A 25,973-nucleotide genomic window follows, 5' to 3' on the forward strand; every position below is an offset into this window, starting at 1 on the left:
GTGCGCGGTTTCAAGACGCATCGCCAAAGCGCGATGGCGCGATCCGGTAGGTGGCAGGTGTGCGTGACAGCTTGATAGGTGAACCTATGCCGGTGTAGCCGTCTCCGATCTCCACAACCATGCCGCGTTCGGCAGTTTGCGGGTGCGCCAACGCCTGATCGACCGTGAGCACCGGTCCACAGGGAACGCCCGCCTTCATGAGTTCGATGGCCAGTCGGCTCCCATCGAAAGGCCGGATTAGGTCGGTGAGTACGTCCCGCAACGCGTCGCGATGCATGGACCGATCGCTGTTGGAGCGGAAACGCCTGTCGCTCGCCAATTCCTCTTGCCCCAGATAGCCGCACAGACGGGCGAACTGCCCGTCGTTGCCGACGGCCAGATACACCGAGACGGACTGCGTCTCGAAGACGTCGTACGGGTAGATGTTTGAATGCGCATTGCCGACCCGGGCCGGTGCCTGGCCTGACAGAAAGTAGTTGGAAGCGTAAGGGTGCAGCATGGACAAACCACAGTCGTACAACGCCGACTCGACGAACTGCCCTGTTCCACTGCGCTCGCGCTCCTGCAGGGCGAACATCACGCCCAACGCAGCATTGAGACCCGTGACCATGTCAATCACCGGGAAGCCGACCCTGCACGGCCCACCGTCGGAAGGACCGTTGAGACTCATCAAGCCAGTGAGTGCCTGCATGGCCGTGTCGTAAGCAGGCAACCCGCCCAGTGGACCGGTCTCGCCGAAGCCCGTGACTCGGCAATACACGAGTCGCGGAAACCTGCGCTGGAGCGTCTCTGGATCCAGCCCCCATCGCTCCATCGTGCCCGAGCGGAAGTTTTCTACCAGCACATCGCATTCGGCGATCAGCGCGAGTACCTCCGCCTGCCCTTGCCGGCTGGCCAGGTCCACAACCATGGTGCGTTTGTTGCGATTGATGCCGATGTAGTACGACGCCGTTCCCTCCTTGAAGGGAGGTCCCCAGGTTCTGGTTTCATCGCCTTTCGGCGGCTCTACTTTGATGATGTCGGCGCCGTGGTCGCCAAGGATCTGTGTGCAGAAAGGTCCACCTAGAACGCGCGACAAGTCGAGCACTCGAATGCCTGCAAGGGCCCCCGGCTGCGCTGCGTCGCGCGGCAAAAACGCCTGACTTGCCATGATGTCTCCATAGTCGCCAGCGCTCTCAATTGGCTGGAGTGAAAACACTTTAAAAAATTCCAACGATTCAGTCCAATTGAATTTTCGACTCCATTGATAGCGTTAAGATATCATCAAAGGATGGAAATCAGACAACTAAAGTACTTCATTGCGCTCGCAGAAGAGTTGCACTTTCGGAGGGCAGCGGCACGGTTGTCGATGTCGCAACCCCCTTTGAGCAGCGCCATCAAGCAGATCGAAGAGGAACTTGGTACGCAGCTGTTCGAGCGCAACACCAAGATGGTGTCGCTGACATCCGCTGGCACCGCTTTCTATCCGGAGGCATTAAAGGTGCTGGCTCAGTTGGAACAGGCCTGCGCCATGACGCGCGATGTGGGGGCCGGCAAACGCGGCCAACTGCGCATCGGGTTCGTCGGTGGCATGCTTCTGCGCGGCATACCGGAAGCAATATCCCGCTATGAATACGAAACGACAGACGTAAGCGTGTCTCTTCGGGAAATGAGTTCTGCGGAACAGCTCTATGCCATCACTCATGGGCGACTTGCTGCGGGCTTCCTGCATGCCGGCGTCGTGCCCGCCGGCATGGAAACGCTGGTCCTCCGCAAAGAGTTGTTCGTGGCCTGTCTGCCGGCCACCCACGCTCGCGCGGGTCAACGTGAACTCAACCTGCAGCACATAGCCCACGAGGATATGATTCTGTTCGCACGTGACGCGTCACCCAGCTACTACGACAGCGTGATCGCCCTGTGCGCCGCCGCCGGTTTCTCACCGCGCGTGCGACACGAGGTCACACACTGGCTGACGGCGTTGGTCCTCATTGCTCGCGGTGGGGGTGTGGCGGTCGTTCCAGACGCGTTCATCCATGCTGGCCTGCAGGGTGTTCGTTATGTCGCACTGAAGGGATCCACGTCACAATCGGTCGCTTACTTTGTCTGGAGGCGCGACAGCACCGAACCAGTCCTCCTGGAGTTCGTTGCGCACATGCGCAGCTGGAGCAAGAGCAACCTGGCCACTCCCCCCGACGGGATCCCCGCAAGCGGCAAACTGGCCACCCTCCCCAAGACACCACGTGTGCATCGCACACCCTGATCCGCTGGTAGCCGCTCCCGGTCTGCAACCCATCACTTGGTTCGCGTGGCGCTGCTTGGACTTCGGAACCTGATTGACAGTGGCCTGATGAGCAACGGCAGCGGGCGTGGGCCACTCCATCCTCGCTCGGGACTGCGGCTCGAGAGGAACTGCGATCTGGACTCCCGTCCGGCGCGCACATCAGCCAACCAACGATCTCAAGACCCGTCTACTTGGCGCGCGCCAGACCGCGCCCTCAGTCTGCTGCGACGTCAGCGCCGCAGGAACTTATGGCTTTCATCGCTTATGAACGGGTCATCGAGGTCGATTGACCGGCAGAAAAAGTCCGGCGCTACCAACGATCGAGTGCAAAAGCCTTGTCGGTCCAGTCGCCGCCAGCCCACCATCCCTGGCCCACCTCCTTTTGATTGATCTGGCAGAAGCGGTGGGCATCACCTCCCCTTTGATGCTCTCGAGTTCAAAGTGACTCATCCAGCGATCGCGCGCGATCAACCACAGGTTTTTCTAAAGACACCGCCATGAAAGTCGCCGGCCTAAACCGACCTGACGGCTCATGCTCCACGCTTCATAAGTACACAGCACCTACATTCATTCCAAATATAGATTGCTTGATGACAATTAATCGTTTGATGGAATCATGCAAGACGCCCATGATTTGAGTTCGGATGGCAAACCGCATTGCAGTTCACTCGCCCGAAATCGCATTCAATCACCCAGCTCACACAGCGTGGGCATCCCAGGAGACAAAGATGAAGCTCAGAACTTTCGTGATCGCCGGCCTTGTCGCGCTGACAGCATCGATTTCGCAGGCCAGCGACTACCCGGCCAAACCTGTGACGCTGGTGGTTGCGTATGCGCCTGGCGGCATGACGGACATTCTTACCCGACGCATCGCGGCCACGCTGCAGGTCAAGCTGGGCAAGCCGTTCATCGTCGAGAACCGTGCAGGCGCCACCGGCCAGATCGCCACGGATTACGTCAGGCGCCAGGCACCGGATGGCTACACCATCCTGGTGGGCGCCACCAGCCACGTCATCAACCCCGCAATGAAGCCACTGCCCTACGAAGCTCGCACGGCCTTCGCACCTGTCGCTCTTCTGGCCATGAGCCCCAACTTCCTGCTGGTCAACGCGAATAAGGGCATCAAGAGCTTTGCGCAGTTCCAGGCTCACGCTAAGGCTGAGGGCTCCGTCAGCTACGGAAGCGCTGGCGCAGGCGGCGCACCGCACATCGTCGGTGAGTTGTTGCGCAAGCAGAGCGGACTCTCGTTGGTTCACCTTTCTTATCGCGGAGCCGGTCCTGCCATGGCCGATTTGGTCGCGGGCCAAGTGCCCTTCGGTATCTCCGAGTCGGTCACGGCCAATGCTTATCTGGAAGCCGGCAAGATCCTCCCGCTGGCAGTGGCCTCGGCCAAGCGGCAGGCCCGGTACCCCGACGTCCCGACGCTGAACGAACTGGGTTTCCGGGACTTCGACCTGTCCACCTGGGTCGGCGTTTACGCGCCGGCCGGTACCCCGCAACCCATCCTGGAACTGCTCAATCGCGAGATGCGCGCCGCCATCGCCCAAACCGCCACGCGGGATTACATCCTCTCCACGGGCTCCGAGCCCGGCAATCTGGATCTTGCGCAGTACCGCACCTTCGTTGACGCGGAATTCGCCAAATGGAAGGCTGTCATCACCGAAGCAGATGTCAAAGGTGAGTGATTCCCCTGCATCACCCGAGGCGCGTTTCCAGGCCGCGTTGGCCGAAGGGCGCTTCGAAGTCCAGTGGTGCACAGCGTGTGCGCGGGCCTTCTTTTTCCCGCGCACGCACTGCCCACATTGCCACGGTGCGGACCATGAGTGGCGCACGAGCACGGGGGTCGGCACCCTGTACAGCCACTCGGAGATTCCCGCCACCAGCAAGACACCCGGACGCAACGTCATCCTGGTCGACATGGACGACGGGTTCCGCATGATGTCCACGCTGCTCGACGCAGGCAGCGCGGATCTGCAAATCGGCCTGCGCGTTCGGGCATCGGTCGAACGCCTGACCGACCAGGCGCGGGTGGTGTTTCGAAGGATGGCGACATGAACCACTGGGACCAACAACTGCGCGGCAGCATCGCCATCACGGGCTGCGCGACCGCGGCCATCGGCGATGCCGGCGGCTTGACCGATCTTGAAGCGACGTCCTTGGCCGTGCATGCCGCAGTCCAAGACGCGGGTCTGCAGATGGACGAGGTGGACGGCCTCATGAGTGCCAGCCTCTCATCTTCCATGTGGGTGGTCAAACTGGCCGAGTACCTGGGCATACAGCCTGCGTTCTCCGAAAGCACCGGCATCGGCGGCGCCTCGTTCGTGGGCCACTTGCTGATCGCGGCCGCCGCGATCCGTGCCGGTCTGTGCCGCAACGTGGTCATTGCGTATGGCGCCACGCCGCGCAGCGGTGGCAGCATCGCCGCGACGTCCCCCGCCCGCGCGCAGTTGGACCCATTCCCTTTCGAGGAACCCTACGCACCGTTCAATCCGCCCACGGGCTACGCACTGGTGGCGCAGCGGCACATGCATCAATACGGCACGACGCGCGAACAACTGGCCCAGGTGGCACTGGCGGCCCGGTCCTGGGCCGCGCTCAACCCGGAGGCCTATCGCCGCGAGCCGATGAGCCTGGAAGACGTGCTGGGTGCGCGCATGATCTCGTCACCGCTGACCGTGCGCGACTGCTGCCTGGTCACCGATGGCGCTGCGGCGGTGGTGGTGCAGGCGGCGGATGTTGCCCTGGATGGGCCGCGCAAGCCGGTCCATGTGCTGGGGACAGCCATGGCGCATTCGCATCGACAGATCGCTTGCATGGAGGACTTGACCGTGACCGCTGCCCGGGTCTCCGGTCCGCAGGCCATGGAACGGGCGGGCGTCACGACGCACGACATCGATGTCGTCCAGTTGTACGACGCCTTCACCATCAACCCCATCCTGTTCCTGGAAGACCTGGGCTTCTGCGAAAAGGGGGAAGGCGGTGCGTTCGTCGCCGATGGCCGCATCGCACCCGGCGGTGCATTGCCGGTCAACACCAACGGCGGGGGGTTGTCTTGCGTGCACCCCGGCATGTACAGCCTGTTCGGCATCGTCGAGGCGGTGCGCCAGTTGCGCGCGGACTGCGGCGCGCGCCAGATTTCGGGTGCGGCTACCGCGCTGGTGCATGGCAACGGCGGCGTTCTGAGCGCACAGGCCAGCACTGTACTTTCCATTCATCGAGGATAAATTCATGTTGCAAGAAAAAGTGGTTGTCGTGACCGGTGCCGCCAATGGCATCGGACGTGCCGCGGCAATGGCGCTGGCGGCCCAAGGCGCCCGAGTGGTGGTCAACGACCTGAGCGTGAGCCTGGACGGCACGAGCGCCGTGGGCCAGAGCGCGCAGCAGGTGGTGGACGAGATTCGCCAGGCTGGTGGCGAGGCGGTGGCCAATGGTGATTCGGTGTCGGAGTACGCCTCGGCGCAACGCATCATTCAGACCGCCATCGACACTTATGGCCGCGTCGATGCGGTGGTGAACAACGCGGGCATCGTGCGCGACAAGATGTTCCACCGCCTCACGCCCGAGGATTTCGACGCGGTGGTCAAGGTCCATCTCTACGGCACGTTCAACCTGTGTCATGCGGCTGCCGAGCACTTCCGCAAGCAGGGTGGTGGCAGCCTGATCAACATGACGTCCAACTCGGCCGTCATCGGCAACCGGGGGCAGGCCAACTACTGCGCGGCCAAGCTGGGCATCGTCGGCCTGTCCAAAGCGATCGCGCTCGACATGGCCGCCTTCAATGTGCGGTCGAACTGCATCGCGCCACTGGCCTGGAGCCGCATGACGGAAACCATTCCGTCCAAGACACCGGAGCAGGCGCGCCACGTCGAGAAGATCCGCAGCATGGGCCCGGAGACGATCGCTCCTCTTATCTGCTACCTGGCTTCCGATGCGTCGGCACACGTGTCGGGCCAGATTTTCGCGATCCGGTTGAACGAGATGTTCCTCATGAGCCAGTCGCGCCCGGTGCGCTCGGTCCACCATTCGGACGGCTGGACGCCTCAGACCATCGCCGCGCATGGCATGGCCGCGCTGCAGGCCTCGTTCATGCCGCTGGACACATCGGCGCAGGTGTTCGCCTGGGACCCGATCTGAGGCCACACCCATGCTGGATTACCACCGCCTGAAGGCCACGCGTTTCGAGGATATCTCGCAGACTAACGACGCCGATGCCACCATCCTGTACGCATTGGGTGTGGGCGCCGGTCTGGGCGGCGAGGGCGGCCTGGGCGATGAAACGGAATTCCTGTACGAGGAAGTCCTGCGAGCGCTGCCCACCCAGGCCTCGGTGCTGGCCTATCCAGGCTTCTGGATGCGCTCGCCCGAGCACGGCATTGTCTGGCAACAGGTGGTGCACGGCGAGCAGCGCATGCATTTCCCGGGACACTTGGCGCCCACGGGCCAGGTGCGCTGCCGGATGGAGGTCAGCCACGTCGCCGACAAGGGCGAAGGCAAGGGCGCAATCGTCTTGACGCGGCGGATCTTGTCCGACGCCATCACGCAAATGCCCGTGGCCATCATCGAGCAGAGCAACGTCTGCCGCGGTGATGGTGGCTATGCTGGCGGCGATCCGGCGCTGAGCGATGCCATGCCACCGCCCATCTCCAGCCCCCCGGCGCGTGAACCCGATCACACGGTGCGCGTGCCCACCAGTGCCCAGCAGGCCGCACTGTACCGGCTCAACGCCGATCGCAACCCGCTGCACATCGACCCGGCAGCTGCGCGCCGTGCCGGCTATGACCGCCCCATCCTGCATGGCGCCGCCTTGCTCGGCATGGTCGACCGTGTGTTGCAGCACGAGCTGCGGCAGCACCAGGACCACCGCTTGGGCGAACTGAACATGCGCTTTCGCGCCCCCCTTTTCCCCGGTGAAACCGTGGCCGTGGCGCTCTGGCGCACGCCATCCGGGGTCATCTTCCGCTGCCGCTGCGAACAGGACCAACGAGACCTGGCCACGGGCAGTGCGAACTGGATTCAGATGGAACACCACGATGCTCGATAAGACCTGTCACTCGGTCCCCGAGGCGCTGCGTGACGTGATGTCGGGCGCGTCCATCTACGTCGGTGGCTTCGGCGGTTCGGGCATTCCAGCCCGTCTGCTGCTCGGCCTGCTGGACAAGGAAGGTGTGAAAGACCTCACCCTGATCAACAACAACGCCGGCGCGGGCGACACGAGCTTTCTCGGTCTGGTGCGTGCCGGGCGCGTGAGCCGCATCGTGTGCTCCTACCCCCGCATGCCCGGCAACGAGGTGCTGCGTGAACAGATCGAAGCCGGGCGGCTGCAAGTGGACGTGATGCCACAAGGCACTCTGGTGGAACGCATCCGTGCCGCCGGTGCGGGCTTGGGTCCGTTTTTCACGCCCACCGGTTTCGGCACGCCACTGGCGCAAGGCAAGGAGACCCGCATGTACCAGGGACGCGGCTATGTGCTCGAGGAGCCGCTCGCGGCGGATTTCGCGTTTGTCCGCGCCAGTCAGGCTGACGCCGCGGGCAACCTGGTGTACCGGTACGCGCAGCGCAACTTCGGTCCCATCATGTGCATGGGCGCGACCACGACCATCGTGGAAGTCGAGCAGATCGTGGCACTGGGTGCGCTGGCGCCCGACGTGATCGTCACACCCAGTCTTTTCGTCAATCGACTCCTGCAGGACGGTACCGCATGAAACGTCTGGCCCGTCAACAGATGGCCGCGCTGGTGGCCCGCGACCTGCCGAAGAACGCCGTGGTGAACCTGGGCATCGGCATGCCGACGCAAGTGACTGATCACCTGGCCGCTGAGCACGGCGTGTTCCTGCACAGCGAGAACGGCATCCTCGGCATGCGGCTGCTGGGTGCCGACGAGTCGCCGGACTCCGACCTCATCAACGCCAGCAAACAGTTCATCGCCTTGACCGAAGGGGCCGCCATCTTCGACCACGCCTGTTCGTTCGCCATCATGCGCGGCGGTCACCTGGACGTGAGCGTGCTGGGCGCCTTCGAGGTGTCCGCAAGCGGCGACCTGGCCAACTGGTCGCTCGGCCCCAACGACCCGCTGCCCTCGGTGGGTGGCGCCATGGATCTGGCCATCGGCGCCCGCGCGCTGTGGGTGATGATGGAAGCGCGCACGCGCGAAGGCCAACCGCGCCTCGTGCCGCACTGCACCCTGCCGCTGACGGGCGCTGGCGTCGTCAACCGGGTCTACACCGACATTGGTGTCTTCGATCTGCGAGATGGCCATTTCGTCCCCCGGGCGCTGGTTCCAGGCCTGGACGCCAGCGCGCTGCACGAGTGGATCGCCGGACCTGTTCGCCTGGTCGGCCCGGTCGCTGTGATCGATCTGCCGCGCACACCGCCTTTGAAGGAAATCCCCACATGATCCGAACATCCCATTTCCTGGACGATGCGGCCGCTTGGCTGGGCGATGCGCTGACGCTGCTGCGCACGCAGCATGTCGAAGCCGCCTCACACACGCCGTCCTGCCGGCAGGATTGGAACCGCATGCTGTGCGACACGGACCTCGTGGCCTTGACCTGGCCGCAGAACCAGGGCGGCCGCGCCCTGCCGACCGCCACGCTCATCGCATTTCACGAGATGTGCGCACGGCACCGTGCGCCACAACCCATCAACAGCATCGCGCACGCCATCCTCGCGCCGACGCTGCTCATGTTCGGCACGGCGGAACAGAAGGCCCGCTTCCTGCCGGGCATCCGCAACGGAACGGAGATCTGGTGCCAGGGCTACTCCGAGCCCCGCACGGGTTCCGACCTGTCTTCGGTGCGCACGCGAGCGGCCCGCCAGCCGAACGGCAACTGGCTTCTCAACGGCCACAAAATCTGGACCACCCAGGGACACCTGGCGAAATGGTGCTTCGCACTGGTTCGGACCGATCCCGCCAGCGTGGCGCACCGCGGCCTGAGCTTCATGCTGGTCGACATGCAAGCACCGGGCGTTCGCGTCGAACCGATACGGCAACTCACTGGTGAAGCCGACTACGCCGAGGTGTTCTTCGAAAACGTCGAGGTGCCTGCCGATCAGGTTCTGGGTGCCGAGGGAGAGGGCTGGCGCATCGCGATGGCCGCCGCCGAGTACGAGCGTGGCGTGTACTTCCTGCCGCGCGTGGTCATGCTCGAACAGGAGCTGGCGCAGTTGCAGGGCGAACTGGCCGCCGCCGCCGTGCTTCCCGCCGAACGGCACGTGCTGGAACACCGACTGCAATCCATCGTCGACCAGTGCCGCGTTGTTCGATGGCGAGTGGACAAGGTGCTCGACGCGGTGGCGGCGGGTGAAACACCCGGTATCGAAGGCGCCATGCTCAAGCTGCTCTGGAGCGAAACCCGACAGCAGGTTCAGGAGTTCCGCCTGGAGTTGCTCGGCGAATCGGCCCTGCTGGGCCCAGAAGCCATCGACAGCCATCCCGAACCGGCCGCCGTGGTCCGCGAGTTCCTCTGGTCTCGCGCCGAGACCATCGTGGCGGGCACGTCCGAGATCCAGCGCAACATCGTGGCCGAGCGCACGCTCGGACTGCCCAAAGACCGAGGTGCCCATGCAAAGTGAAATGACGACCCTTCTGTTGTCCACCTTCGGCCGGCTCGTGGGTGAACAGCATTCCATCGCGCATGCGCGCAAGGCCCTGCCCTGCGACGCACCGGCACAGCAAGCGCTCTGGGCGGAACTGGTCGACGGCGGCTGGCTCGACGCCGGGTGCCGGGACTTCCAGCAGGAAAACGGTGCCCACACACTGCTGCTGGGTGAGATCACCGGACGCGCGCTGATGACATTGCCCTACGCCAGCACGGCCTTCCTGCTCATGCCGCTGTTGGAAGCCGATGCCAGCCTGCAGGCTGATGGGCTGCTGGTGTCGCCGCTGCGCGACTGCCCTGCCAGTGTGCGGTGCAGCTCGGTGCAACAGGACGACGGCTGGATCGAGCACTTCGGCGAGGCCGCGCAATACCTGCGCCTGCTGCCTGTGGAAGACGGCACCTGGCGCCTGGAACGCCATGCGCCGTCCACGGTGGATGTGCTGCCGGGCATGGACGCCACCATCGGTCTGGGGCGACTGGGCCCGGCAGCGGTGGCCTCCGGCACGTCGACATCACAGCTTGTGCTGCCCGTGCTGCAGCGGCACTTCACTTTTGAACTCGCCCACCTGATGGGTGCGGCAGGCGCATCGCTCGACATGGCGATCGCCTATGCCAAGGAACGTGAACAGTTCGGTCGCCCGATCGGGCAGTTCCAGGCCGTCAAGCACGCGCTGGTCGATGCCTGGATGGGGCTGGACAGCGCCCGGTATGCCCTGCGGGCGCTGCTGAGCGCCACGACGGACGGCACGCTCGCGCCAGACCTCGCCGGCACCGCGCACCGACTCGCCGTCAGTGTCGGTCGACGCGCCTGCAAGCTGGCCATCCAGGTTCATGGTGGCATCGGTTTCGCATGGGAACACGACGCCCACCTGTACCTCAAGCGTGTCTATCACCTGGCCATCACCACACAGCGGTCGCTGAGCCTGCTGCAAGCAGCCGCATGAGCGGCATTCATACAGAGATCGATCACATGAACACCGCCATACCCGAGTTCCAACACAGTCGCGTCACGCGCGATGCGCGCGGCGTCTACACGCTGCACATCCAGGGCATCAAGAGCCTGAACATCCTGTCAACGCCCGTCACACTTGGCGTCACCGAGGCCTGCCGCTGGATCGCCGCCCAGCCCGATGCCAAGGCGGTGGTGTTGCGCGGCGTCAACGACAAGGCCTTCGTGGGTGGCGCCAACATCTTCGAGATGGCCGAACTCAATCCTGCGAGCGCGCGCGCCTTCATCACCCACCTGCGCGACCTCTGCGATGCCGTGCGCGACATTCCTGTGCCCACCATCGCGCGCATCTCGGGCCTGTGTCTCGGTGCCGGCCTAGAGCTGGCGGCATCGTGCGATATCAGGCTGAGCGCGCACGACGGTCTCTTCGGCATGCCGGAGGTGCGCATTGGCATTCCGTCCGTGATCCACGCGGTGCTGTTGCCCGCACTCATCGGCCCTGGCCCCGCCAACTGGTTGCTGTTGACCGGCGAAACCGTCAACGCAGAACAGGCCAGGCAATGGGGCTTTCTGGAGTTCACCTGCGAACTGGAGCAACTCGACGCCTTGGTCGAGCACAGCGTCGCGCCCATCGCGGCCAGCGGCCCACTCGCTGTTCGCGCACAGAAGATGCTGCTGCGCCATTGGGAAAGCGATTCGATCTCAGCCGGGCTGGACCGCAGCGTGCAAACGTTCGGTGCGTCCTTCGAAACGAACGAACCCCGCGAGTACATGGCCCCTTTTCTGGCGCGCAAGCGCGAAGGGGTTGCGTCGTGAATGCACAGTCCATTGGCAGCGCCGGGCCGCTCACCGGCGTGCGCGTGCTCGACATGACAACCGTCGGCATGGGTCCATTCGCCACTCAGATTCTGGGCGACATGGGCGCCGAGGTGATCAAGGTGGAACCGCCCGAGGGCGACGTGTTCAGAACAGCCGGCCCTTGCGTCCACACCGGCATGGGCGCCGTCTACCTCAACCTGAACCGCAACAAGCACAGCGTCACGTTGGACGCCAAGCAGACTGCGGACCGCGAAGAGCTGCTAAGACTGGCCGACAGTGCCGATGTGTTCGTCTCCAACGTGCGCCCACAGGCTCTCGCGCGCCTGGGTCTGAACGCTGAAACGCTATGTGCGCGCAACCCCCGACTGATCTACTGCTCTGCTGTCGGCTTCGGGCAGAACGGCCCCTACGCCGGACGGCCGGCGTTCGACGACATCATCCAGGCGATGAGCGGGCTTGCCGCGCTGCAGGGTGCCAATGGCGATGCGCCAGCCTACATCAACACCATCCTGGCCGACAAGGTGGCAGGCCTGACCCTGGCCTACGCCATTCCGATGGCCTTGTACGAACGCGAAAAATCAGGCTGGGGCCAAACCCTGGAAGTGCCCATGTTCGAGACCATGGTGGCGTTCTCGCTGATTGAACACATGGGCGGATACACCTTCGATCCCCCGCGTGGTGACGCCGGCTATGCGCGCGTGCTGTCGCCCCACCGCAAGCCGTACCGCACGAGCGATGGCTTCATCGCGTTGTTACCATACACCGATGCGCAGTGGCAGCGATTCTTCAAACTGGCGGGGTGCGACGACCTCACCCTCGACCCCCGCTATGCCACGGCGCAAGCCCGGGCTGGCTGCTTCAACGAGCTCTATGCGGACCTGGCCAATCTGGTGGCGCAGCGCACGACCCAGGCGTGGCTCGATCTGCTGGAGAACGCCGACATCCCGCATTCACGGATACTAGGCATCCCGGAACTTTTCGACGATCCTCACCTTGCCGCCACCGGCTTCTTCAAGCGCGTGGAGCACCCCACCGAAGGCATGCTTGTCACGCCCGATGTCTCGGTCCGCTTTTCCCGCACACCCGGCTCCATCCGCAGTCTGGCGCCATCTCAGGCCCCAAACATGACTAAGAAGCCGGAGGCTTTCGGCGGGGCTTGAACCACTAGCATGAACATCACCCTCAAGCAGCTTCGCGTCTTCTGCGCTCTGTACGAGCTGCGTAGCTTCACGGCTGCGGCACGCGCTGCGTTCGTCACGCAGTCGGCTGTCAGCAAGTTGTGCGCCGAGCTCGAGGGCGAAGTCGGACAACCGCTGTTTGAGCGCTCGACGCGCAGCGTGATGCCCTGCGAAGGAGCCGCCGATTTTTACGCCTACGCGCAGCAGATTCTGAGCACCGTGCGTGCCGCAGAGCGCAGCATGTCCAGTCTGCGCTCGCTGGAGCGAGGCATCGTGGGCGTGGCGGCTTCACCCATGGTGATGTACGGCCTTCTTGGCGATGCACTGGCCAGCTACCACCGCAATTACCCAGGCATCAAGCTCGACCTCTACGAACTGTCCACAGACGAGACCATCACCCACGTTCGCCATGGCAAGGTCGACATGGGGATCGTCTCGCTGGAGCTGGAGGACGCAGAGTTGGCAACGCGCCCAATCTTTCAGGACATCATGTATGCAGTCTGCACACCCGATCACCCTCTCGCGAAGACTGAGAAGGTCTCCTGGGCCGGGCTCGCCAAGTATGATCACGTCGGGCTGCACAGCGCATACAACGTGCGCCGCAGCTTCGATCGAATCTGCGAGCAACTTCATCTGGACATCCAATTCAAGATTGAAGCGGGCATGGTGACATCGGTTCTGGGCATGGTCCGCTCAGGGCTGGGCATCACGGTCATTCCCGGCTACATCTGCGATTTCGCTCGCCACCTGGGCCTGGTCGTCGTTGACATTCGAGGCGCGCAAAAGCATCCGCTGGAGCTGTGGCTGGTACAACGCACCGCCACCCGTCCATCGCTCGCTGCGTTCGCGTTGCTTGAATGCGTTGAGCGGCAGCTCAAGGAACGCGAATATCTACGTAGAAGGCAACCATGAATGTGATGCCAGGATACGTCGGTTCGAAGAGGAAGGCGACCTGTTAAGAAACCGCGCGGTACTTTGCCAGGGAACCCGAGTGAAGTACCGCTTCATGAACGAGACCGCCATGAGTTCTCTCTGCGCCTGCCGCGCCGGGTGCTACAGGTAGGCCTATAGAGCTTTCGCACCTGGTCGAGGGTAAGCCTGTGCCTGTCGCGCTGGCCAATCTCCACGACTCACCAGACCGTGCACAAGTGAAGCCATCAGATCCAGGATCACCGACATAGCGGCCGACTGAGGCCGGGTTGTGGCGCGAGCTAGGTAAACAGGCCGAGAGATTGTTGGTTGATTGATGCGGGCACCTGAAAGTAGACCCGATTGCAGCTCCTCTCGAACCGCAGCCAATGAAAGAATGGTGTAACCAACGCCCGCAGCCGAGAGCTGGATCAATTCGGGGATGGCATTCACTTCGGCGATTACTTTGAGTTCCACGCCGTTGCCCAGAAGGACGCTGTCAACCAGGGTTCTGAGCCCATGCAGCTTCGCCGGAAGAACTAGCGGATAACCTGAAATCTGCGCAGCAGGGATAGACAGTAGCGACTCTGGCCGGCCGTTGGTCATGGTGAAAAGCTTGCCAGGAGAACCGACCAGCACCAACTCCTCTTCTATCAGTTGCTCAAAATGCAGCCCTGCTGCACTTTGAGCATGAAAGGTAACCCCAATATCCAGATGGCCGCTGATCAAACTGTTGGGAATGTACCCTGTGCTCATCTCGACGACTTGCAGACGGATGTCTGGCCAACGGACCAAAGTCTCGCGGACCAACGGGACCGTTAGCAGCTTCGCTACGGATTGGGAAAGACCTATGGAAACTGTGCCGGAAGGGTTCTTCGCCCCCTCTCGCACATCCTCACAGGCGTAGTCCAAGCGTTTGAGGATGTCGACGGCCTGAGTCAAAAACCTCTGCCCCAACTCCGTCAGGACCACGCCCTTGGAAGTTCGCTCAAAGAGAATGACCCCGAGCTCCTCTTCAAGGTTCTTGATCTGCAAGCTGAGAGCAGGTTGCGCAAGATGCACCATCTCAGCGGCTCGAGAAATCGAACCGGCAGTAGCGGTAGCCACAAAACACCTGAGCGCGCGTACGTCGACTGGCATATGGTCTGCCCAAGCCGCAAAAGGCTGGAGGCAAAACCACAAGCATAACGCGCTACTTTTTGGAAACCCAGGAGGGCGTCCTTTTCTCTGCGTAGGCCGCCACGCCCTCTCGGCCCTCTGCCGACACAGCCACATTGCAGAAGGTTTCTACTGCGCCCGCCACCCCTTGGCGCCACCCATTGTCCGTGGCGTTCATGAAGGCACGACGACCCATTGCGAGGGAATACTGGGGCTTTGCCACTAGCGTTGCGGCGAGCTCGCGGGCGCTATCCATAACCTGTGAGTCATCAACCACGCTGTTCACAAGGCCGAGTGCGAAAGCCTCGTCCGAACCGAAGGTGCGACCGGTAAAAAGCAGTTCGAAGGCTCGGTGCCTTCCGACGATACGTGGAAGGTGTGTGAAATGAATGGCCGGAAGAACGCCCACATCAATCTCGGGGTAGCCAAATGACGCGCTCTTTCCTGCAACCAGCATGTCACACGAGATCGCCAGCGTCATACCGCCTCCGCGAGCAGCACCGGCAACCGCCGCGATGCTTGGTTTTCCAAGTGCGAACTGCGCCTCGGAAAGTCCCGTGTAGAGCTGCTCCAATAGTGCGCGAATCTGTTCCGGCGCCGCGTCTTGGAGAGCAGCAAGGTCTAGCCCTGCGCAGAATCGGCGGGCTACTGCACTGGAGATCACAATAACTTTTGCAGAGTCGTCTTTCGCAGCCCGGTGCAGTGCCGCTATCAACTCAGTCACCATCGCGGTCGTCAGAGCATTCACGGGTGCATTGTCGAGTGTGATTTCAGCGATGCCCTTGTGCACCTTGTACAGAATATTGCTCATTCAGTTTTCGCATCAGCTGATTGATCGAAGTTCGAGACAATTCCGTCTCTCAGAAGTTCTTGGATTTCGGCACTGTCAAACCCTAGATCGGACAGGACGTCTTGAGTATGCTGACCCAGCAACGGTGGGGGGAGCCGCGCATGTCGTGTTTCGTTTTGAAAGCGCACCGGCATGGCCATGTTGTTCACCGTGCCCAATACAGGATGCGCTGTGGTGACCACCAACTTGCGTTCGGCAAGTTGAGGATGCACGAGTGCGATATCAAGGGTGTTGATCGGTGCACATGGCACGCCCGCCGCAGAGAGTGCAGCCATCCATTCCTGGACAGTACGTTCCTTCATCTTCTCGCCGACCAATGCAACCGTGGCATCAAAGTTCTCTACACGAGCGCTGTTCGTCGCAAACCGTGGGTCATCGCGCATGGATTCCATCGATGCCACCTGACAGAATTTGGCCCACTGTGCATCATTGCCCACCCCCAGCATCATGTAAGCGTCCTTCGCTTGAAATGCTTGGTACGGACACATTGCAGGATGTGCGGTACCCATAGGCTGAGGTACCTTGCCGGTCATCCAGAAGTTCTGCGCCATGTAACCCATCAGCGACATGGCGGTGTCAAACAAAGAGACTTCTACATAGACACCCTTCCCCGTACGCTGCCGCTCCAGTAGCGCTGCCAAGACCCCCGCAACAGCGTTCATGCCGGTGCCAAGATCCACTGGAGAAAAGCTCACTCGAGTCGGCAGGCCACCTGGCAACCCAATCGTGCTGATCATCCCGCTGAATGCCTGCAACATCACGTCATATCCAGGCTCATTCCCAAGGGGGCCGGTTCGGCCGTACCCGGATATCTCACAGTAGATGATTCTCGGATTGATGGTGGACAGTGTCTTGTAGTCGACCCCCAACTTCACTGCGGTGCCCCCGCCAAACCCCTGCAGAACAATATCTACCTCTGCGGCGAGCCGATGGACAATTTCTCGGCCCTTTGGGGACTTCAGGTCAACCGCCAGGCTCTTCTTGTTGTGATTTACCGAGAGAAAAGTCGCAGACTGCCCCGCCCGCTGCGGCAACCAAGCGCGGGTATCGTCGCCCGTCCCGGTGGGCTCCACCTTGATGACCTCAGCGCCGAGTTCACCGAGGTGTTGTCCACACAAAGGCCCTGCGAGGACTTTGCTCAAGTCCATGACCTTGAGACCTTGGAGAGGTTGCGCCATTACTTACTCAGGCTTCAAGTTGATGGTTTTCGCCACTTCGCTCCATTTCCGCGCGTGCGTAACCACAAACCTCTCCACCTCGCTCGCTGTCACAACAACGGACTCGGCGCCCCGCTCGGTTAGATTCTTCTGGTAGCCAACTTCGGACGCTGCTTTCGCGACCGCTTGACGGAGTCGCTCAACAATAGGAGCTGGAGTCGACGCAGGCGCCTGGAGGGCAAACCATTGTTGCAACTCAAAATCCGGATAGCCCGCCTCCTTCATGGTCGGTACATCGGGAAGCAAGGGCGTGCGCTTGTTGGAAGTGATGGCGAGCGCCTTCAGCTTTCCGCTTTGCACCAACCCAAGCGAAGTCGTTATGTTGTCGAAGAGAAAATCGACGCTTCCGGCGAGGAGGTCGGTCGCAGCAGGGCCGCTTCCCTTGTAGGGAATTGCCAACGCAGTGAACTGGGCGAGTTTCTGCAGCAGCGCACCATAGATGTGAGGAGACGTTCCATTGCCAAAGGTGGCGTACGTCAACTCGTTCTCCCGCTCTTTTCCTTTGGCCGCGAGTTCCGCCACTGTTTGGAACTTTTGATTTACAGGGTTCACGACCAGTACGTTCGGTAGCGCGGCCGTGATGCCGATCGGCGTCAGATTCTTGCTTACGTCAAATCGAGCGCTCGGATACATGAGTGGATTCAGGGCCTGCATAGCTGCCGTGGTGTGCACGAGGGTGTACCCATCCGCAGGACTCTCCGCAACCGATTGAGCGCCGATATTCCCGCTTGCCCCTGCCCTGTTCTCCACGACCACAGGCTGCCCCAAGATATTCGACAGGGGGATAGCGATCATGCGGGCCACGAAATCTGTAGGGCCTCCTGCGGCGAAGGGAACGATTACCCTGATGGGCTGCGTCGGCCAAGACTGGCCAATTGCTGGAAATGCGGTGGCAGCGACGGCGGTGCCTACGAACTGACGACGATTTAGCTTCATGTGGTCTCCAATAATGTTTTTTACTGAGGCCGCTGAACTCTAGGTGTCGTGCATAGATTGATCAAAGAGAGGTTTTTGATGGAAGGTATAAGAGTTGTGTATGGGAGGCGGCATTCATCGCGCCTCCAATGCGCCACAGTCTTGAGGATCGTCAGTACGCATTCGGCCAGTTTTGGCCTCAGAACTGCGAGCATCCAGTGGGCCGATCAGCAGCAGCCTCTTCCACCCCCACCTTCTGGCTCCCTGTCACTGGCTCGTTTACGTACACACTCTGCCTCGGCATGGGTGCCACAACTCTGCTGTGGATGGTCTTCCCGGGTGTGGTACATCGTTGGCCTCGTCACTTCAAGGCGCGCGGCTTCAAGTAGTGCGCCACACGCACCTCCTCCAAGTCGGAAGAAGCCCACAGGCGCCTCTGAGCGTACTCAGCCTCGCGTGCCGACATTTCGCAGGCACTGGTAGTCCAGCAGCCGCACGCCACCATAAGCCGCCTCGGCTGCACCCGCCTCGCGCAGCAGACCCAAGGCCTGGTTGATCTGTTGCCGGGAGGTGCCAACGAGGTACGCGAGCTCCTGTTGGGTAATCCTCAGAACGGGGGCCGCCGCCGGATAAAGAACAGGATCGAAAAGTGTACACAAGGCCCGAGCCAGTTGCTCCTCCACGCCCAGGGTCTGTTCGGCCGCCTTGTAGGCGATGAACTGGCCGAGGCGCTCGTTGAACTGCCGCATCAGGAATCGGTTGAACTCGATGCTCTCTTCGAGCAGGCGATGGAAAACAGTCACCGGCAGCCTTGCCAGAAGGCCAGGCTGAAGCACCTGGATTTCATAGCGGTAGCTCTCGCCCTTCAGGATCGTTCCCTCGCCGAACCACCCGCCCGACGGAAAGCCGGCGAAGGTCACTGTTCGACCGTTTGCAGCGAAGCCACTCATTTTGACCAGACCTTCCAGCACCCCGATCCAATGCGTCGGCTCGGCACCCACCCGACAGACGAGTTCACCGGCCGTAGCCTCGCTGACCTGCAGGGCTTGAATCACCCAGCTCCGATGTTCGGTGGCGAGAATGGGCAACCAGGGAATCTTGAGCTGGTGGTCGGACGAGAGATGCGACTGGGATGGCATGGAGTAACCCTGAATTGTCTGTGTGCGGACAAACTTTGCAAGAAGCCAAGCCTAGACTGCCTAGCATGAACACCAAGCGTACCCTCTGTTCCGGTTGCGACATCTACTGCCAAGTGAAGACCGAAGTGCCCCTGTCAGGGCAAGTCGGCGATGTCCGGGTTCATGCGATGGACACGCGGCCGCTGAGAGCGAACATCTGCATCAAGGGTGTTCACGCTCCGTCAGGATTGTCCCACCCGGATCGCATTCTTCAGCCTTTGAAACGAACTGGCGCACGCGGCAGCGGCCAGTGGAAGGAGGTAGGCTGGAACGAGGCGATGGACGACATTGCCCAGCGCCTCTCAGACATCGTCGCGCGGCACGGCCCCGAGGCATTGGCCGTGTCCACTTCCCAATGGAACACCCAGAGCGACAACGGCCTGGGGCGCCGCTTCATGAACCTGCTGGGAAGCCCGAACTGGATCAGCGGGGTCGCCATGTGCGCGGACAACACGGCGGCGATCAACCGGATGGTGTACGGCTGGTTTCCGTACCCGGACTACCCAAACACCAAATGCATCGTGCTGTTTGGACACAATCCCAAGCGGCACTCCTGGACGCCCGTCTACAACGCGATCCGGCGTGCGCAGGAGAGTGGCGCGAAGCTCATCGTGCTGGACCCTCGGCGCAGCGAGAATGCGGAAATGGCCGACCTCTGGCTGCCGCTCAAGCCCGGGTCCGATGCGGCCATGTGCTTCGGCTGGTTGAAGGTAATAATCGAAGAGAAGTTGTACGACCGGGAGTTCGTTGCGAACTGGACCACTGGCTTCGAGGCCTTGCGCGCCCGGGTGAGCGAATTCCCGCTGGAGCGCGTCGAGCAGCTCACTGGCGTGCAGGCCGAGCAGATTGCCGCCGCTGCGCGCCTCTACGCCACAAGTGGCCCTGCGGTAATCCCGTGGACGCCGGTCACAGACCAGCAGCGTAACTCCACCTCCGCGATTCGCCTGATGTGCATGCTCCGCGCCATCTGCGGAAATGTCGATGTCCCAGGCGGCGAGGTGCTGCATGGTTTTCATCCAGACGTCGTACATGAGTCCGAACTTGAATTGCATGGCGCGCTCACCGAGGTCCAGCGCGCCAAGCAGCTCGGTAGCGACACGCACCCGGCATTTACCTACCGAGGCATGGCTGCCTTGCGGGAGCCGAGCCAGCGCGTGTGGGGGCATGAATGGCCCAACCTGATCAATGGCTGCTACATGGCGAATCCTTCGGCGGTGTTCAGGGCCATGGCGGACGGTGCACCCTATCCCGTGAAGGCCTTCTTTACGCTGGGGAACAACACCCTTATGAGCTTTGCCAACATGCAGTTGATCGAGCGCGCGCTGTTGAATCAGGATCTTGTAGTGGCGCTGGAACATTTCCGCACGCCGACGGCACAGCTAGCGGACTACATTCTCCCTGGCGACGCATGGCTAGAGCGCAATTGCCTCTCCGACGGCTTCGGCTGGACGGCCATCTACCGACCGTCGCAGAAGGTCGTTGAGCCACCGGGCAGCTGCCGTGGCGCATTCGATTTCTGGAGCGGCCTGGCCCAGCGCATGGGAATGGTGGAGCAGTTCCCGTGGGAGACCCACGAGTCCCTGCTTGACGAGCGGCTGGCCGGTCTTGGCATGTCGTTTGAGGAATTCGCCGCTAAGCACGCATACCACATGCGGGGACTCGAGTACCGCAAGTACGAGCGAACGGGCTTTGCCACCCCGAGCGGGAAGGTCGAATTGCATTCGGACCTGCTTGATGGGCTGGGCTTCGATCCGCTCCCGTACTGGCGCGACGACCTGCCATTCGACACGGAGTTCCCGCTGACGCTCTTCATGGGTGTGCGGGAGGATGAGTATTTCCAGACGGGGCATCGGCACATTTCCGCCCTGCGTGCGCGCAATCCCGAGCCGCTCATGCACATTTCACCTGCAGACGCGGGGACACTTGGGCTGCCCGAAGGCCGCTGGGTCGACGTCGAAACGCGTCAGGGCAAAGTCCGGCTCAAGACCGCCATCCGATTGGAGATGCCGGCAGGGGTCGTGCGCGTGCCGCATGGCTGGTGGCTTCCGGAACGAGCAGAAGGCGACGGTACGCTGTCCGGCGCTTGGATCCACGCCGATGCGCAGATCTGCCCGGACGACGCGGACCACCTGGACCGCGAGCAAGGCATCCCGCACCTGAAGGGGATCGCCTGCCGCGTGAGTGCGGTAGCCGAATGGGAGTAGAAGCCCAGTACGCTCCCGACCGGGTCCTTGCGTTCGAACCGCCAGAGGTTCAGCGGCATCGAATGGATGCCGCTCGCCGTTCGGTTCAAACTCGATCACGCGGGGCAACGCATTTTTTTGCCGGGTGGCGTGCCATGCCACTGCAGCAGCGACAAGATATGGTGTCTTCTTCTGCTGTTGGGGAGGGAGTAGCGGTCGAGTTCACCGCTTATGTTCTGCAAAAACTCGCAGCGCGAGGCGTGCGGCACCTAACGAGGTCGGGCGCGCAGGTCGTACCTGCGGCGACGGCACGTGCGACCTGCTGACGTACTTCTTAACGCGGCGATACCTGTCTGGGCTCGTCCGAGAATCAGGTCCTGACCTGACGTCGTCCATATCGCATTCCTATAGCCGATGTGCGCAATCAACTGGGTAGTCCATCGATGTTCACCTTCAGCTACCCACCAATGCACCCTGCAAGGCAAGGCGTCTGAGCTCAGCGATGCGCAGCGCATCGCCGAGTTCATCGACAAATACCGTAACGAACCTGAGGAGGTGAGGCTGATCGTGCATTGCCATGGCGGTGTGAGTTGATCGGCTGCTATGGCAAAGTGGGCAGGCGCGTTTTACCAGGTGCCTTTGCCGCAGTTGGTCGATGACATCTATCTGCTGGCCGCGGCCAATGCGCGCGTGCTTCGGTTGCTTGCCAAAGCTGACGAACACAGCTGACGCGGGGCCATGAGCGAGTGTCTGTGTTCGCCCGAGGCTCCGGGCAAGCGAAGCGCTTAGTCTTGAATCCGTGCCAGTGCTTCGCGCTTGCCGATCTTGCGAATAGCAAGAATCTTCTCGAGCTGCGCAACTCTTTGGATGACCTTCCCGCTCTCCCACTTGTAGATGGAGAGGGAGGAGGCTCCCATGAGCTTGCTCATTCCATTGATCTCTGACCCGAGCGGGGGGCGGACAAATACTTGGAATGGTTTATGCCGCACATCCAAGACTTCATCCGACCCCTCTTACCACCTGGGATCTGGAACTCAGTGATGTCAGTGATGTTGAATTCCATCGATCTCCGACCCCATCTCATTCAAGGTGACGCGACCCGTAAACCACCGCTACGTCACCACGACGACGTCATGCACTTTGCATAGAGCATTTTTGGACTTGGTAGGTGACTTGGCGAGCTGAACTTCAAGATCTATCGCATCGCGCCGCTTGACCATGCCAGCGATTACTTGAAAGCAGTGGGCTGGAATGTCATCTATGTGGGCACGGGCAATTCTTCCAATGAACCCCAAGGGTGCTTGGATCAACTCCATGACCACGCCGTTTCTGGCAAGCGATGGTTTAGCGCGGATCGTGCACTTTTCGTCCCATACTGGAAACGCGAAATTCTGAGTGAGATCGAACTCGGCGCTTCCTTGCGTGGCATGGACAACTTCTCCCGGGACTTCTCGACCGGTTGTGTAGGCAGCGACGGGAAGTTCTATCAATGTTTGAAGCGCATCAACTTCTGAGCCCCTGATGCGCGTCGCCGCCGTTGCTAGGCCTGGCAACGCGTTGCGGATCGTCTCCTCATTCAAAAGGGCGTTCCTCAACGCGGAGGCCCACTCGGTTCTCGCTCGCTCCTTCAGTACGTAGGGATCCAGATCAAAGTTGCCGCCTGACACGTTCCAATCGAAGTGCATTTGTGCTGGAAGTACGCACACTACCTCAACGATTAGTTCGTCCGCCTTCGAGATTAGCCTACCTTCAAGAGCCGTCACAATAGTGCCCAGTTCTTTGCTCATGACCTCGTTCAGCGATTCGACAAAACGGCGGGCAACCTGGTACTGATCGTGCATAGTTGAGGCGCTCTCCGCACTGTGCGTAAGACTTCGCAGCTTGAATTGTGCGATCGCGTGGTGCTGGAGCGTTCCCTTTGCCTTACGCCGCATGCCGAACCTCGCTTTCCAGTGCAGCGATCAGCTGTGTAGCCAGGAAGAGCGCAGCGAGTCCTTTCATGGAGTACGCGCTACCGTCTTGACTGGCTTCTCGGCCCAAATTCGGTGATGGTCCGCTGCTCATTGTGAGATACATGTTCGGCCGACCGTCGCGAGGTTTTCGCTCACGGAGGGGCATGTCGATACCGAACTCACTACGAATTTTTACCGCCGCGTGGCGGACTTTCAGTGACATGTCTCCTGGCGCGGAGACGAAGTTCAACGCAAAGCGCGCAAGGTTGGTTCCAGACGCCTTCAGTACAGCCAGCAGCGAAACGAAATCGGGATCGGCAGAGTGGACTTCGAGATACCGCGTCACTCCCAGATACTTCACCACGTAGTCGCCGGCCCGCCGAACCTCCTTCTGAGATGCGTGCGATTCAAGATACCGCGCAATGCGGGTCCATTTCTGCGCCGACGCGTTGTCAATCAACTCCGTCCAGTGTCGGTCGACGAGCCAGGCCTCGGGTTCCGACTCCGCCGCCGGGGGATTCCTGACGCCCTTGACATCTCGATTCAGATACCTAAACGCTCCGCGGATCGACTTCCACTCATGCGGCGAAAGCCCTGCACGAGCCGCAATCTCGATGTGGTGTTGTGGGCCAATCCGGTCGTCAACGAGGTTTCGCAAACTGTTGAGCAGGACGTCAATCCGGCTGCTGGCCGGTTTGAACGAGGCCAGAGGCGGAGTAGCTTCCACCAAACGGACTGGAGCCACGCTGTGGGCCAGAGGCAACTCTGTCGACCGCGAGAAAGTTTCGATCTCATCCATTAGGCGGCGTTGGCCTTGCGCCGCATCTACCTGGAATCCCTTCCGAGAAAGAGATTTGCGAAGAGCGGCATCACTCCTGCCGACCCATGCGGCAACGGATGCAGTCCGAAGCAGTCCGGCGCGCATCACTCGTTGATCCACCGCGCGCCGCAACCCGATACCAAAAATATGGGTATACGTGGTGTACATGAGGTCATTGACCGCATGACCCAGTGCGTTGGCGCGCTTGGCGTAGCTGTTCTGGGCACTCTGATCGCCGAGTGAGAAATCCGCTTCATTGCCCAGGCTCACCCAACTATGGCGCAGATCATGGAAGGTGGTCTTCGAATCCCCGGTAGCAGCTTTGAGCACTACTGATATCCACTTCCTAACTGCATTCTCATGCCAGAGTTCGTTGCGTCTGTGGGGGTCACCGAACAGGAGCTCCTCCCGGCCCTGAAGGGACCGGTTGAACGCGTCGTGATCGAACGATGAAATCTCCCCCGTCGCGTGGGCAACTGGCAACGCAAGTCCGTGCACTTGGGACATGAACGTCACCAGATTCTCGAAGGCACGGGGGGAGTTCAGGTGACACATTCGGCGCGAGTCCTTGGATTTCAGGCTCGGGTCCATCCGGGTAGGGGCCACTGTGATCTGGACGCTGTTGTTTACGATGGCAATGTTTTTCAGGCGAATCCTCATCACCTCACCGATACGCATGCCGGTGTCCGCACCCACCGAGATCGCGCATCTCACCATTGGCAAGATGGAGTCGGCGGGCGAAAGGGAAATCGATTCGCTCAACCAGGCGTCGGCGCGCGCGACTTCATGTGGCCAGACCACCTGTGCCCTAACGCCACCCTGGTAGCGCGCGGCGCCACCTCTGGGCAATCGCAAGGGATCGATCAAATCCTGCTCAACCAACTGGCCGATCACCGCCTGCGCGACGGCACGTACGGATGCCTTGTTGGACGGCTCGGCTTCATTCTCAGCTGTGCCCAATGCGTCGCAAAGGGTTTTGCTGTCCAGCTTGGCCAGTGGCATCGACCTCAGTGCACGGAACACCCGGGCCGCACCGCCGGTGAAGTAGCGGCCAATGCTGCTCATGGCCAAATCGCCCTCTCGGAGCATTTGGTATCCAGCGAGCAGCAGCACACGTGCCCACGCATGATGCTCAGCGATGCGAAGCTCAACGCCCGCCAGCGCTCTTCGAACAGCGGACATGCCGGCATGAGGGTTCAGGGCGTTGCCGGCGTTGAACGCGCGAACAAGATCCTCAACCAGATCCGACTCCCGAGGGTCTGGCGAAGCCGCAGATCCACCGGCTCGGGCGGCGAGCGCCACCGCCCTGGCAATATGCGCCTCATTCTTTGCGATGACGTCTTCCGCTTCCGAATCAACGGGGGCTGAGGGAATGATCAACTTGCTGGTCTCGCGCGCAGCACACATGGGATCCAGCGCCACCATCCGGAGTTGACCAAGCGCGTGAGCTCGCCCAGCACCGCTCAGCGTCGCCCCGGCGTAACCGTCGGCCGCGCGCAGCAGCTGCGCGTAGGAGCGTGGAAGGTCTCGATACTTCTGAGCCCTCTGGAGGGCCTGTTCCAGTTCATCGATCGCTGCGCTAAAGGTGATCCAAGTCGCGACCTGATCCACCGCGACTTTTGTGAAACAGCTTACGACGCGCTCGTCGTAGACGTCAGCGGTGGTGTTGGTGGATGTCTGCCCGGAATTGACCTTGTGTGTATGGGCCACGCCTCCCTTTTCCAAAGGCCACCTGATGGTGGGATGTGACCTGTATTCGTGGAGGGATTGCAGGGCCTTGTATGCCGACTCCACATCCTGGGCTTGCACGACGGCGTCGAACGCGATCAGCGTTGCGAGCGCAAGGGTAGGGGGTGAGAGCAAGGGCTGAGCATCGAGAACGAACCGCTGAAACGGTTCGAACCGGTGCATTTCGCTCGTGCTCTGAGGATTGAGTAGCGTGTTTTGGCGTTGATGCCGCTGGCGAGCTTGGGCGTTCGTCATGAGC

24 protein-coding genes are annotated in these 25,973 nt (G+C 61.5%); 15 read left to right on the forward strand and 9 right to left on the reverse strand.

Annotated elements, in window-relative coordinates; genetic code table 11:
- Positions 1–10 precede the first annotated feature (10 nt).
- The gene (locus HPA01S_RS11275) at positions 11–1,150 is read right to left on the reverse strand and encodes a CaiB/BaiF CoA transferase family protein (RefSeq protein WP_066269958.1); all 1,140 of its coding nucleotides are present in this window, start codon (positions 1,148–1,150) and stop codon (positions 11–13) included.
- A 120-nt stretch (positions 1,151–1,270) separates the two neighbouring features.
- Between HPA01S_RS11275 and HPA01S_RS11280 the strand changes: the two genes are divergently transcribed.
- From HPA01S_RS11280 to HPA01S_RS11340, 13 genes are all read left to right on the forward strand, one after another.
- The gene (locus tag HPA01S_RS11280; RefSeq protein ID WP_084360622.1) at positions 1,271–2,239 is read left to right on the forward strand and encodes a LysR family transcriptional regulator; all 969 of its coding nucleotides are present in this window, start codon (positions 1,271–1,273) and stop codon (positions 2,237–2,239) included.
- A gap of 749 nt (positions 2,240–2,988) precedes the next feature.
- Positions 2,989–3,945, forward strand: a complete 957-nt coding sequence (locus HPA01S_RS11285; protein ID WP_066269960.1) for a tripartite tricarboxylate transporter substrate binding protein — start codon at positions 2,989–2,991, stop codon at positions 3,943–3,945.
- A complete protein-coding gene (locus HPA01S_RS11290) occupies positions 3,938–4,315 on the forward strand; it encodes a Zn-ribbon domain-containing OB-fold protein (protein ID WP_066269962.1) in 378 nt (125 codons plus the stop codon). The genes HPA01S_RS11285 and HPA01S_RS11290 overlap by 8 nt, the downstream gene beginning before the upstream one ends.
- Entirely contained in the window at positions 4,312–5,484 is a 1,173-nt protein-coding gene (locus HPA01S_RS11295; protein ID WP_066269964.1) for an acetyl-CoA acetyltransferase, read from the forward strand. Before HPA01S_RS11290 ends, HPA01S_RS11295 begins: the two co-directional genes overlap by 4 nt.
- Positions 5,485–5,488: 4 nt before the next feature.
- A complete protein-coding gene (locus HPA01S_RS11300) occupies positions 5,489–6,394 on the forward strand; it encodes an SDR family NAD(P)-dependent oxidoreductase (RefSeq protein ID WP_066269968.1) in 906 nt (301 codons plus the stop codon).
- Positions 6,395–6,404: 10 nt separating this feature from the next.
- Positions 6,405–7,301 (forward strand): MaoC/PaaZ C-terminal domain-containing protein, encoded by an 897-nt coding sequence (locus HPA01S_RS11305; RefSeq protein WP_066269970.1) that lies wholly within the window; start codon positions 6,405–6,407, stop codon positions 7,299–7,301.
- Positions 7,291–7,962, forward strand: coding sequence for a 3-oxoacid CoA-transferase subunit A (locus HPA01S_RS11310; RefSeq protein ID WP_066269972.1), 672 nt, complete (start codon positions 7,291–7,293; stop codon positions 7,960–7,962). The genes HPA01S_RS11305 and HPA01S_RS11310 overlap by 11 nt, the downstream gene beginning before the upstream one ends.
- The gene (locus HPA01S_RS11315; protein ID WP_066269974.1) at positions 7,959–8,654 is read left to right on the forward strand and encodes a CoA-transferase; all 696 of its coding nucleotides are present in this window, start codon (positions 7,959–7,961) and stop codon (positions 8,652–8,654) included. Before HPA01S_RS11310 ends, HPA01S_RS11315 begins: the two co-directional genes overlap by 4 nt.
- Positions 8,651–9,832, forward strand: a complete 1,182-nt coding sequence (locus tag HPA01S_RS11320) for an acyl-CoA dehydrogenase family protein (RefSeq protein WP_066269975.1) — start codon at positions 8,651–8,653, stop codon at positions 9,830–9,832. The genes HPA01S_RS11315 and HPA01S_RS11320 overlap by 4 nt, the downstream gene beginning before the upstream one ends.
- A 1-nt stretch (position 9,833) precedes the next feature.
- Positions 9,834–10,802, forward strand: coding sequence for an acyl-CoA dehydrogenase family protein (locus HPA01S_RS11325; RefSeq protein ID WP_066269976.1), 969 nt, complete (start codon positions 9,834–9,836; stop codon positions 10,800–10,802).
- A gap of 26 nt (positions 10,803–10,828) precedes the next feature.
- Entirely contained in the window at positions 10,829–11,623 is a 795-nt protein-coding gene (locus HPA01S_RS11330; protein WP_066269980.1) for an enoyl-CoA hydratase, read from the forward strand.
- Entirely contained in the window at positions 11,620–12,786 is a 1,167-nt protein-coding gene (locus tag HPA01S_RS11335) for a CaiB/BaiF CoA transferase family protein (RefSeq protein ID WP_084360625.1), read from the forward strand. The genes HPA01S_RS11330 and HPA01S_RS11335 overlap by 4 nt, the downstream gene beginning before the upstream one ends.
- A 9-nt stretch (positions 12,787–12,795) precedes the next feature.
- Entirely contained in the window at positions 12,796–13,716 is a 921-nt protein-coding gene (locus tag HPA01S_RS11340) for a LysR family transcriptional regulator (protein WP_066269982.1), read from the forward strand.
- Positions 13,717–13,869: 153 nt separating this feature from the next.
- On the opposite strand, the gene HPA01S_RS11345 is transcribed toward HPA01S_RS11340, so the two are convergent.
- The 5 genes from HPA01S_RS11345 to HPA01S_RS11365 all read right to left on the reverse strand — a co-directional run bounded on the left by HPA01S_RS11345 (position 13,870) and on the right by HPA01S_RS11365 (position 18,992).
- Positions 13,870–14,853: a LysR family transcriptional regulator gene (locus HPA01S_RS11345; protein WP_066269984.1), complete on the reverse strand. Its 984-nt coding sequence runs from the start codon at positions 14,851–14,853 to the stop codon at positions 13,870–13,872.
- Positions 14,854–14,905: 52 nt separating this feature from the next.
- The gene (locus HPA01S_RS11350) at positions 14,906–15,682 is read right to left on the reverse strand and encodes an enoyl-CoA hydratase/isomerase family protein (RefSeq protein ID WP_066269986.1); all 777 of its coding nucleotides are present in this window, start codon (positions 15,680–15,682) and stop codon (positions 14,906–14,908) included.
- Positions 15,679–16,899 carry a CaiB/BaiF CoA transferase family protein gene (locus HPA01S_RS11355; RefSeq protein ID WP_066269987.1) on the reverse strand — a complete coding sequence of 407 codons (1,221 nt, stop codon included), beginning with the start codon at positions 16,897–16,899 and terminating at the stop codon, positions 15,679–15,681. The genes HPA01S_RS11350 and HPA01S_RS11355 overlap by 4 nt, the downstream gene beginning before the upstream one ends.
- A gap of 3 nt (positions 16,900–16,902) precedes the next feature.
- A complete protein-coding gene (locus HPA01S_RS11360) occupies positions 16,903–17,874 on the reverse strand; it encodes a Bug family tripartite tricarboxylate transporter substrate binding protein (RefSeq protein ID WP_066269988.1) in 972 nt (323 codons plus the stop codon).
- A 425-nt stretch (positions 17,875–18,299) separates the two neighbouring features.
- On the reverse strand, positions 18,300–18,992 hold the full coding sequence (locus HPA01S_RS11365; protein WP_066269989.1) for a Crp/Fnr family transcriptional regulator: 693 nt from the start codon (positions 18,990–18,992) through the stop codon (positions 18,300–18,302).
- 65 nt (positions 18,993–19,057) lie between these two features.
- Here HPA01S_RS11365 and HPA01S_RS11370 point away from each other — a divergent pair, with 65 nt between their 5' ends.
- Positions 19,058–21,235 carry a molybdopterin-containing oxidoreductase family protein gene (locus HPA01S_RS11370; RefSeq protein WP_066269991.1) on the forward strand — a complete coding sequence of 726 codons (2,178 nt, stop codon included), beginning with the start codon at positions 19,058–19,060 and terminating at the stop codon, positions 21,233–21,235.
- Between the two features lie 582 nt (positions 21,236–21,817).
- Positions 21,818–21,943, forward strand: coding sequence for a hypothetical protein (locus HPA01S_RS23720; RefSeq protein ID WP_281193015.1), 126 nt, complete (start codon positions 21,818–21,820; stop codon positions 21,941–21,943).
- A 56-nt stretch (positions 21,944–21,999) separates the two neighbouring features.
- Here HPA01S_RS23720 and HPA01S_RS23070 read toward each other — a convergent pair whose 3' ends face one another.
- The 3 genes from HPA01S_RS23070 to HPA01S_RS11380 all read right to left on the reverse strand — a co-directional run bounded on the left by HPA01S_RS23070 (position 22,000) and on the right by HPA01S_RS11380 (position 25,969).
- Entirely contained in the window at positions 22,000–22,143 is a 144-nt protein-coding gene (locus HPA01S_RS23070; protein WP_157084977.1) for a hypothetical protein, read from the reverse strand.
- Positions 22,144–22,326: 183 nt separating this feature from the next.
- Entirely contained in the window at positions 22,327–23,055 is a 729-nt protein-coding gene (locus HPA01S_RS11375) for a hypothetical protein (protein WP_157084978.1), read from the reverse strand.
- A gap of 82 nt (positions 23,056–23,137) precedes the next feature.
- Positions 23,138–25,969 (reverse strand): tyrosine-type recombinase/integrase, encoded by a 2,832-nt coding sequence (locus HPA01S_RS11380; protein ID WP_066269998.1) that lies wholly within the window; start codon positions 25,967–25,969, stop codon positions 23,138–23,140.
- Between the last annotated feature and the right edge of the window lie 4 nt (positions 25,970–25,973).

Origin of the sequence: Hydrogenophaga palleronii NBRC 102513 (assembly GCF_001571225.1) — a bacterium.
Classification (GTDB): Bacteria; Pseudomonadota; Gammaproteobacteria; order Burkholderiales; family Burkholderiaceae_C; genus Hydrogenophaga; species Hydrogenophaga palleronii.

What these genes read in the sequence shown, in the direction of transcription:
- HPA01S_RS11275 (WP_066269958.1), bottom strand. Translation starts at nt 1,150, where the DNA reads ATGGCAAGTCAGGCGTTTTTGCCGCGCGACGCAGCGCAGCCGGGGGCC.
- HPA01S_RS11280 (WP_084360622.1), top strand. Translation starts at nt 1,271, where the DNA reads ATGGAAATCAGACAACTAAAGTACTTCATTGCGCTCGCAGAAGAGTTG.
- HPA01S_RS11285 (WP_066269960.1), top strand. Translation starts at nt 2,989, where the DNA reads ATGAAGCTCAGAACTTTCGTGATCGCCGGCCTTGTCGCGCTGACAGCA.
- HPA01S_RS11295 (WP_066269964.1), top strand. Translation starts at nt 4,312, where the DNA reads ATGAACCACTGGGACCAACAACTGCGCGGCAGCATCGCCATCACGGGC.
- HPA01S_RS11300 (WP_066269968.1), top strand. Translation starts at nt 5,489, where the DNA reads ATGTTGCAAGAAAAAGTGGTTGTCGTGACCGGTGCCGCCAATGGCATC.
- HPA01S_RS11305 (WP_066269970.1), top strand. Translation starts at nt 6,405, where the DNA reads ATGCTGGATTACCACCGCCTGAAGGCCACGCGTTTCGAGGATATCTCG.
- HPA01S_RS11310 (WP_066269972.1), top strand. Translation starts at nt 7,291, where the DNA reads ATGCTCGATAAGACCTGTCACTCGGTCCCCGAGGCGCTGCGTGACGTG.
- HPA01S_RS11315 (WP_066269974.1), top strand. Translation starts at nt 7,959, where the DNA reads ATGAAACGTCTGGCCCGTCAACAGATGGCCGCGCTGGTGGCCCGCGAC.
- HPA01S_RS11320 (WP_066269975.1), top strand. Translation starts at nt 8,651, where the DNA reads ATGATCCGAACATCCCATTTCCTGGACGATGCGGCCGCTTGGCTGGGC.
- HPA01S_RS11325 (WP_066269976.1), top strand. Translation starts at nt 9,834, where the DNA reads ATGACGACCCTTCTGTTGTCCACCTTCGGCCGGCTCGTGGGTGAACAG.
- HPA01S_RS11330 (WP_066269980.1), top strand. Translation starts at nt 10,829, where the DNA reads ATGAACACCGCCATACCCGAGTTCCAACACAGTCGCGTCACGCGCGAT.
- HPA01S_RS11340 (WP_066269982.1), top strand. Translation starts at nt 12,796, where the DNA reads ATGAACATCACCCTCAAGCAGCTTCGCGTCTTCTGCGCTCTGTACGAG.
- HPA01S_RS11345 (WP_066269984.1), bottom strand. Translation starts at nt 14,853, where the DNA reads ATGCCAGTCGACGTACGCGCGCTCAGGTGTTTTGTGGCTACCGCTACT.
- HPA01S_RS11350 (WP_066269986.1), bottom strand. Translation starts at nt 15,682, where the DNA reads ATGAGCAATATTCTGTACAAGGTGCACAAGGGCATCGCTGAAATCACA.
- HPA01S_RS11355 (WP_066269987.1), bottom strand. Translation starts at nt 16,899, where the DNA reads ATGGCGCAACCTCTCCAAGGTCTCAAGGTCATGGACTTGAGCAAAGTC.
- HPA01S_RS11360 (WP_066269988.1), bottom strand. Translation starts at nt 17,874, where the DNA reads ATGAAGCTAAATCGTCGTCAGTTCGTAGGCACCGCCGTCGCTGCCACC.
- HPA01S_RS11365 (WP_066269989.1), bottom strand. Translation starts at nt 18,992, where the DNA reads ATGCCATCCCAGTCGCATCTCTCGTCCGACCACCAGCTCAAGATTCCC.
- HPA01S_RS11370 (WP_066269991.1), top strand. Translation starts at nt 19,058, where the DNA reads ATGAACACCAAGCGTACCCTCTGTTCCGGTTGCGACATCTACTGCCAA.
- HPA01S_RS23720 (WP_281193015.1), top strand. Translation starts at nt 21,818, where the DNA reads ATGGCAAAGTGGGCAGGCGCGTTTTACCAGGTGCCTTTGCCGCAGTTG.
- HPA01S_RS23070 (WP_157084977.1), bottom strand. Translation starts at nt 22,143, where the DNA reads ATGAGCAAGCTCATGGGAGCCTCCTCCCTCTCCATCTACAAGTGGGAG.
- HPA01S_RS11375 (WP_157084978.1), bottom strand. Translation starts at nt 23,055, where the DNA reads ATGCACGATCAGTACCAGGTTGCCCGCCGTTTTGTCGAATCGCTGAAC.
- HPA01S_RS11380 (WP_066269998.1), bottom strand. Translation starts at nt 25,969, where the DNA reads ATGACGAACGCCCAAGCTCGCCAGCGGCATCAACGCCAAAACACGCTA.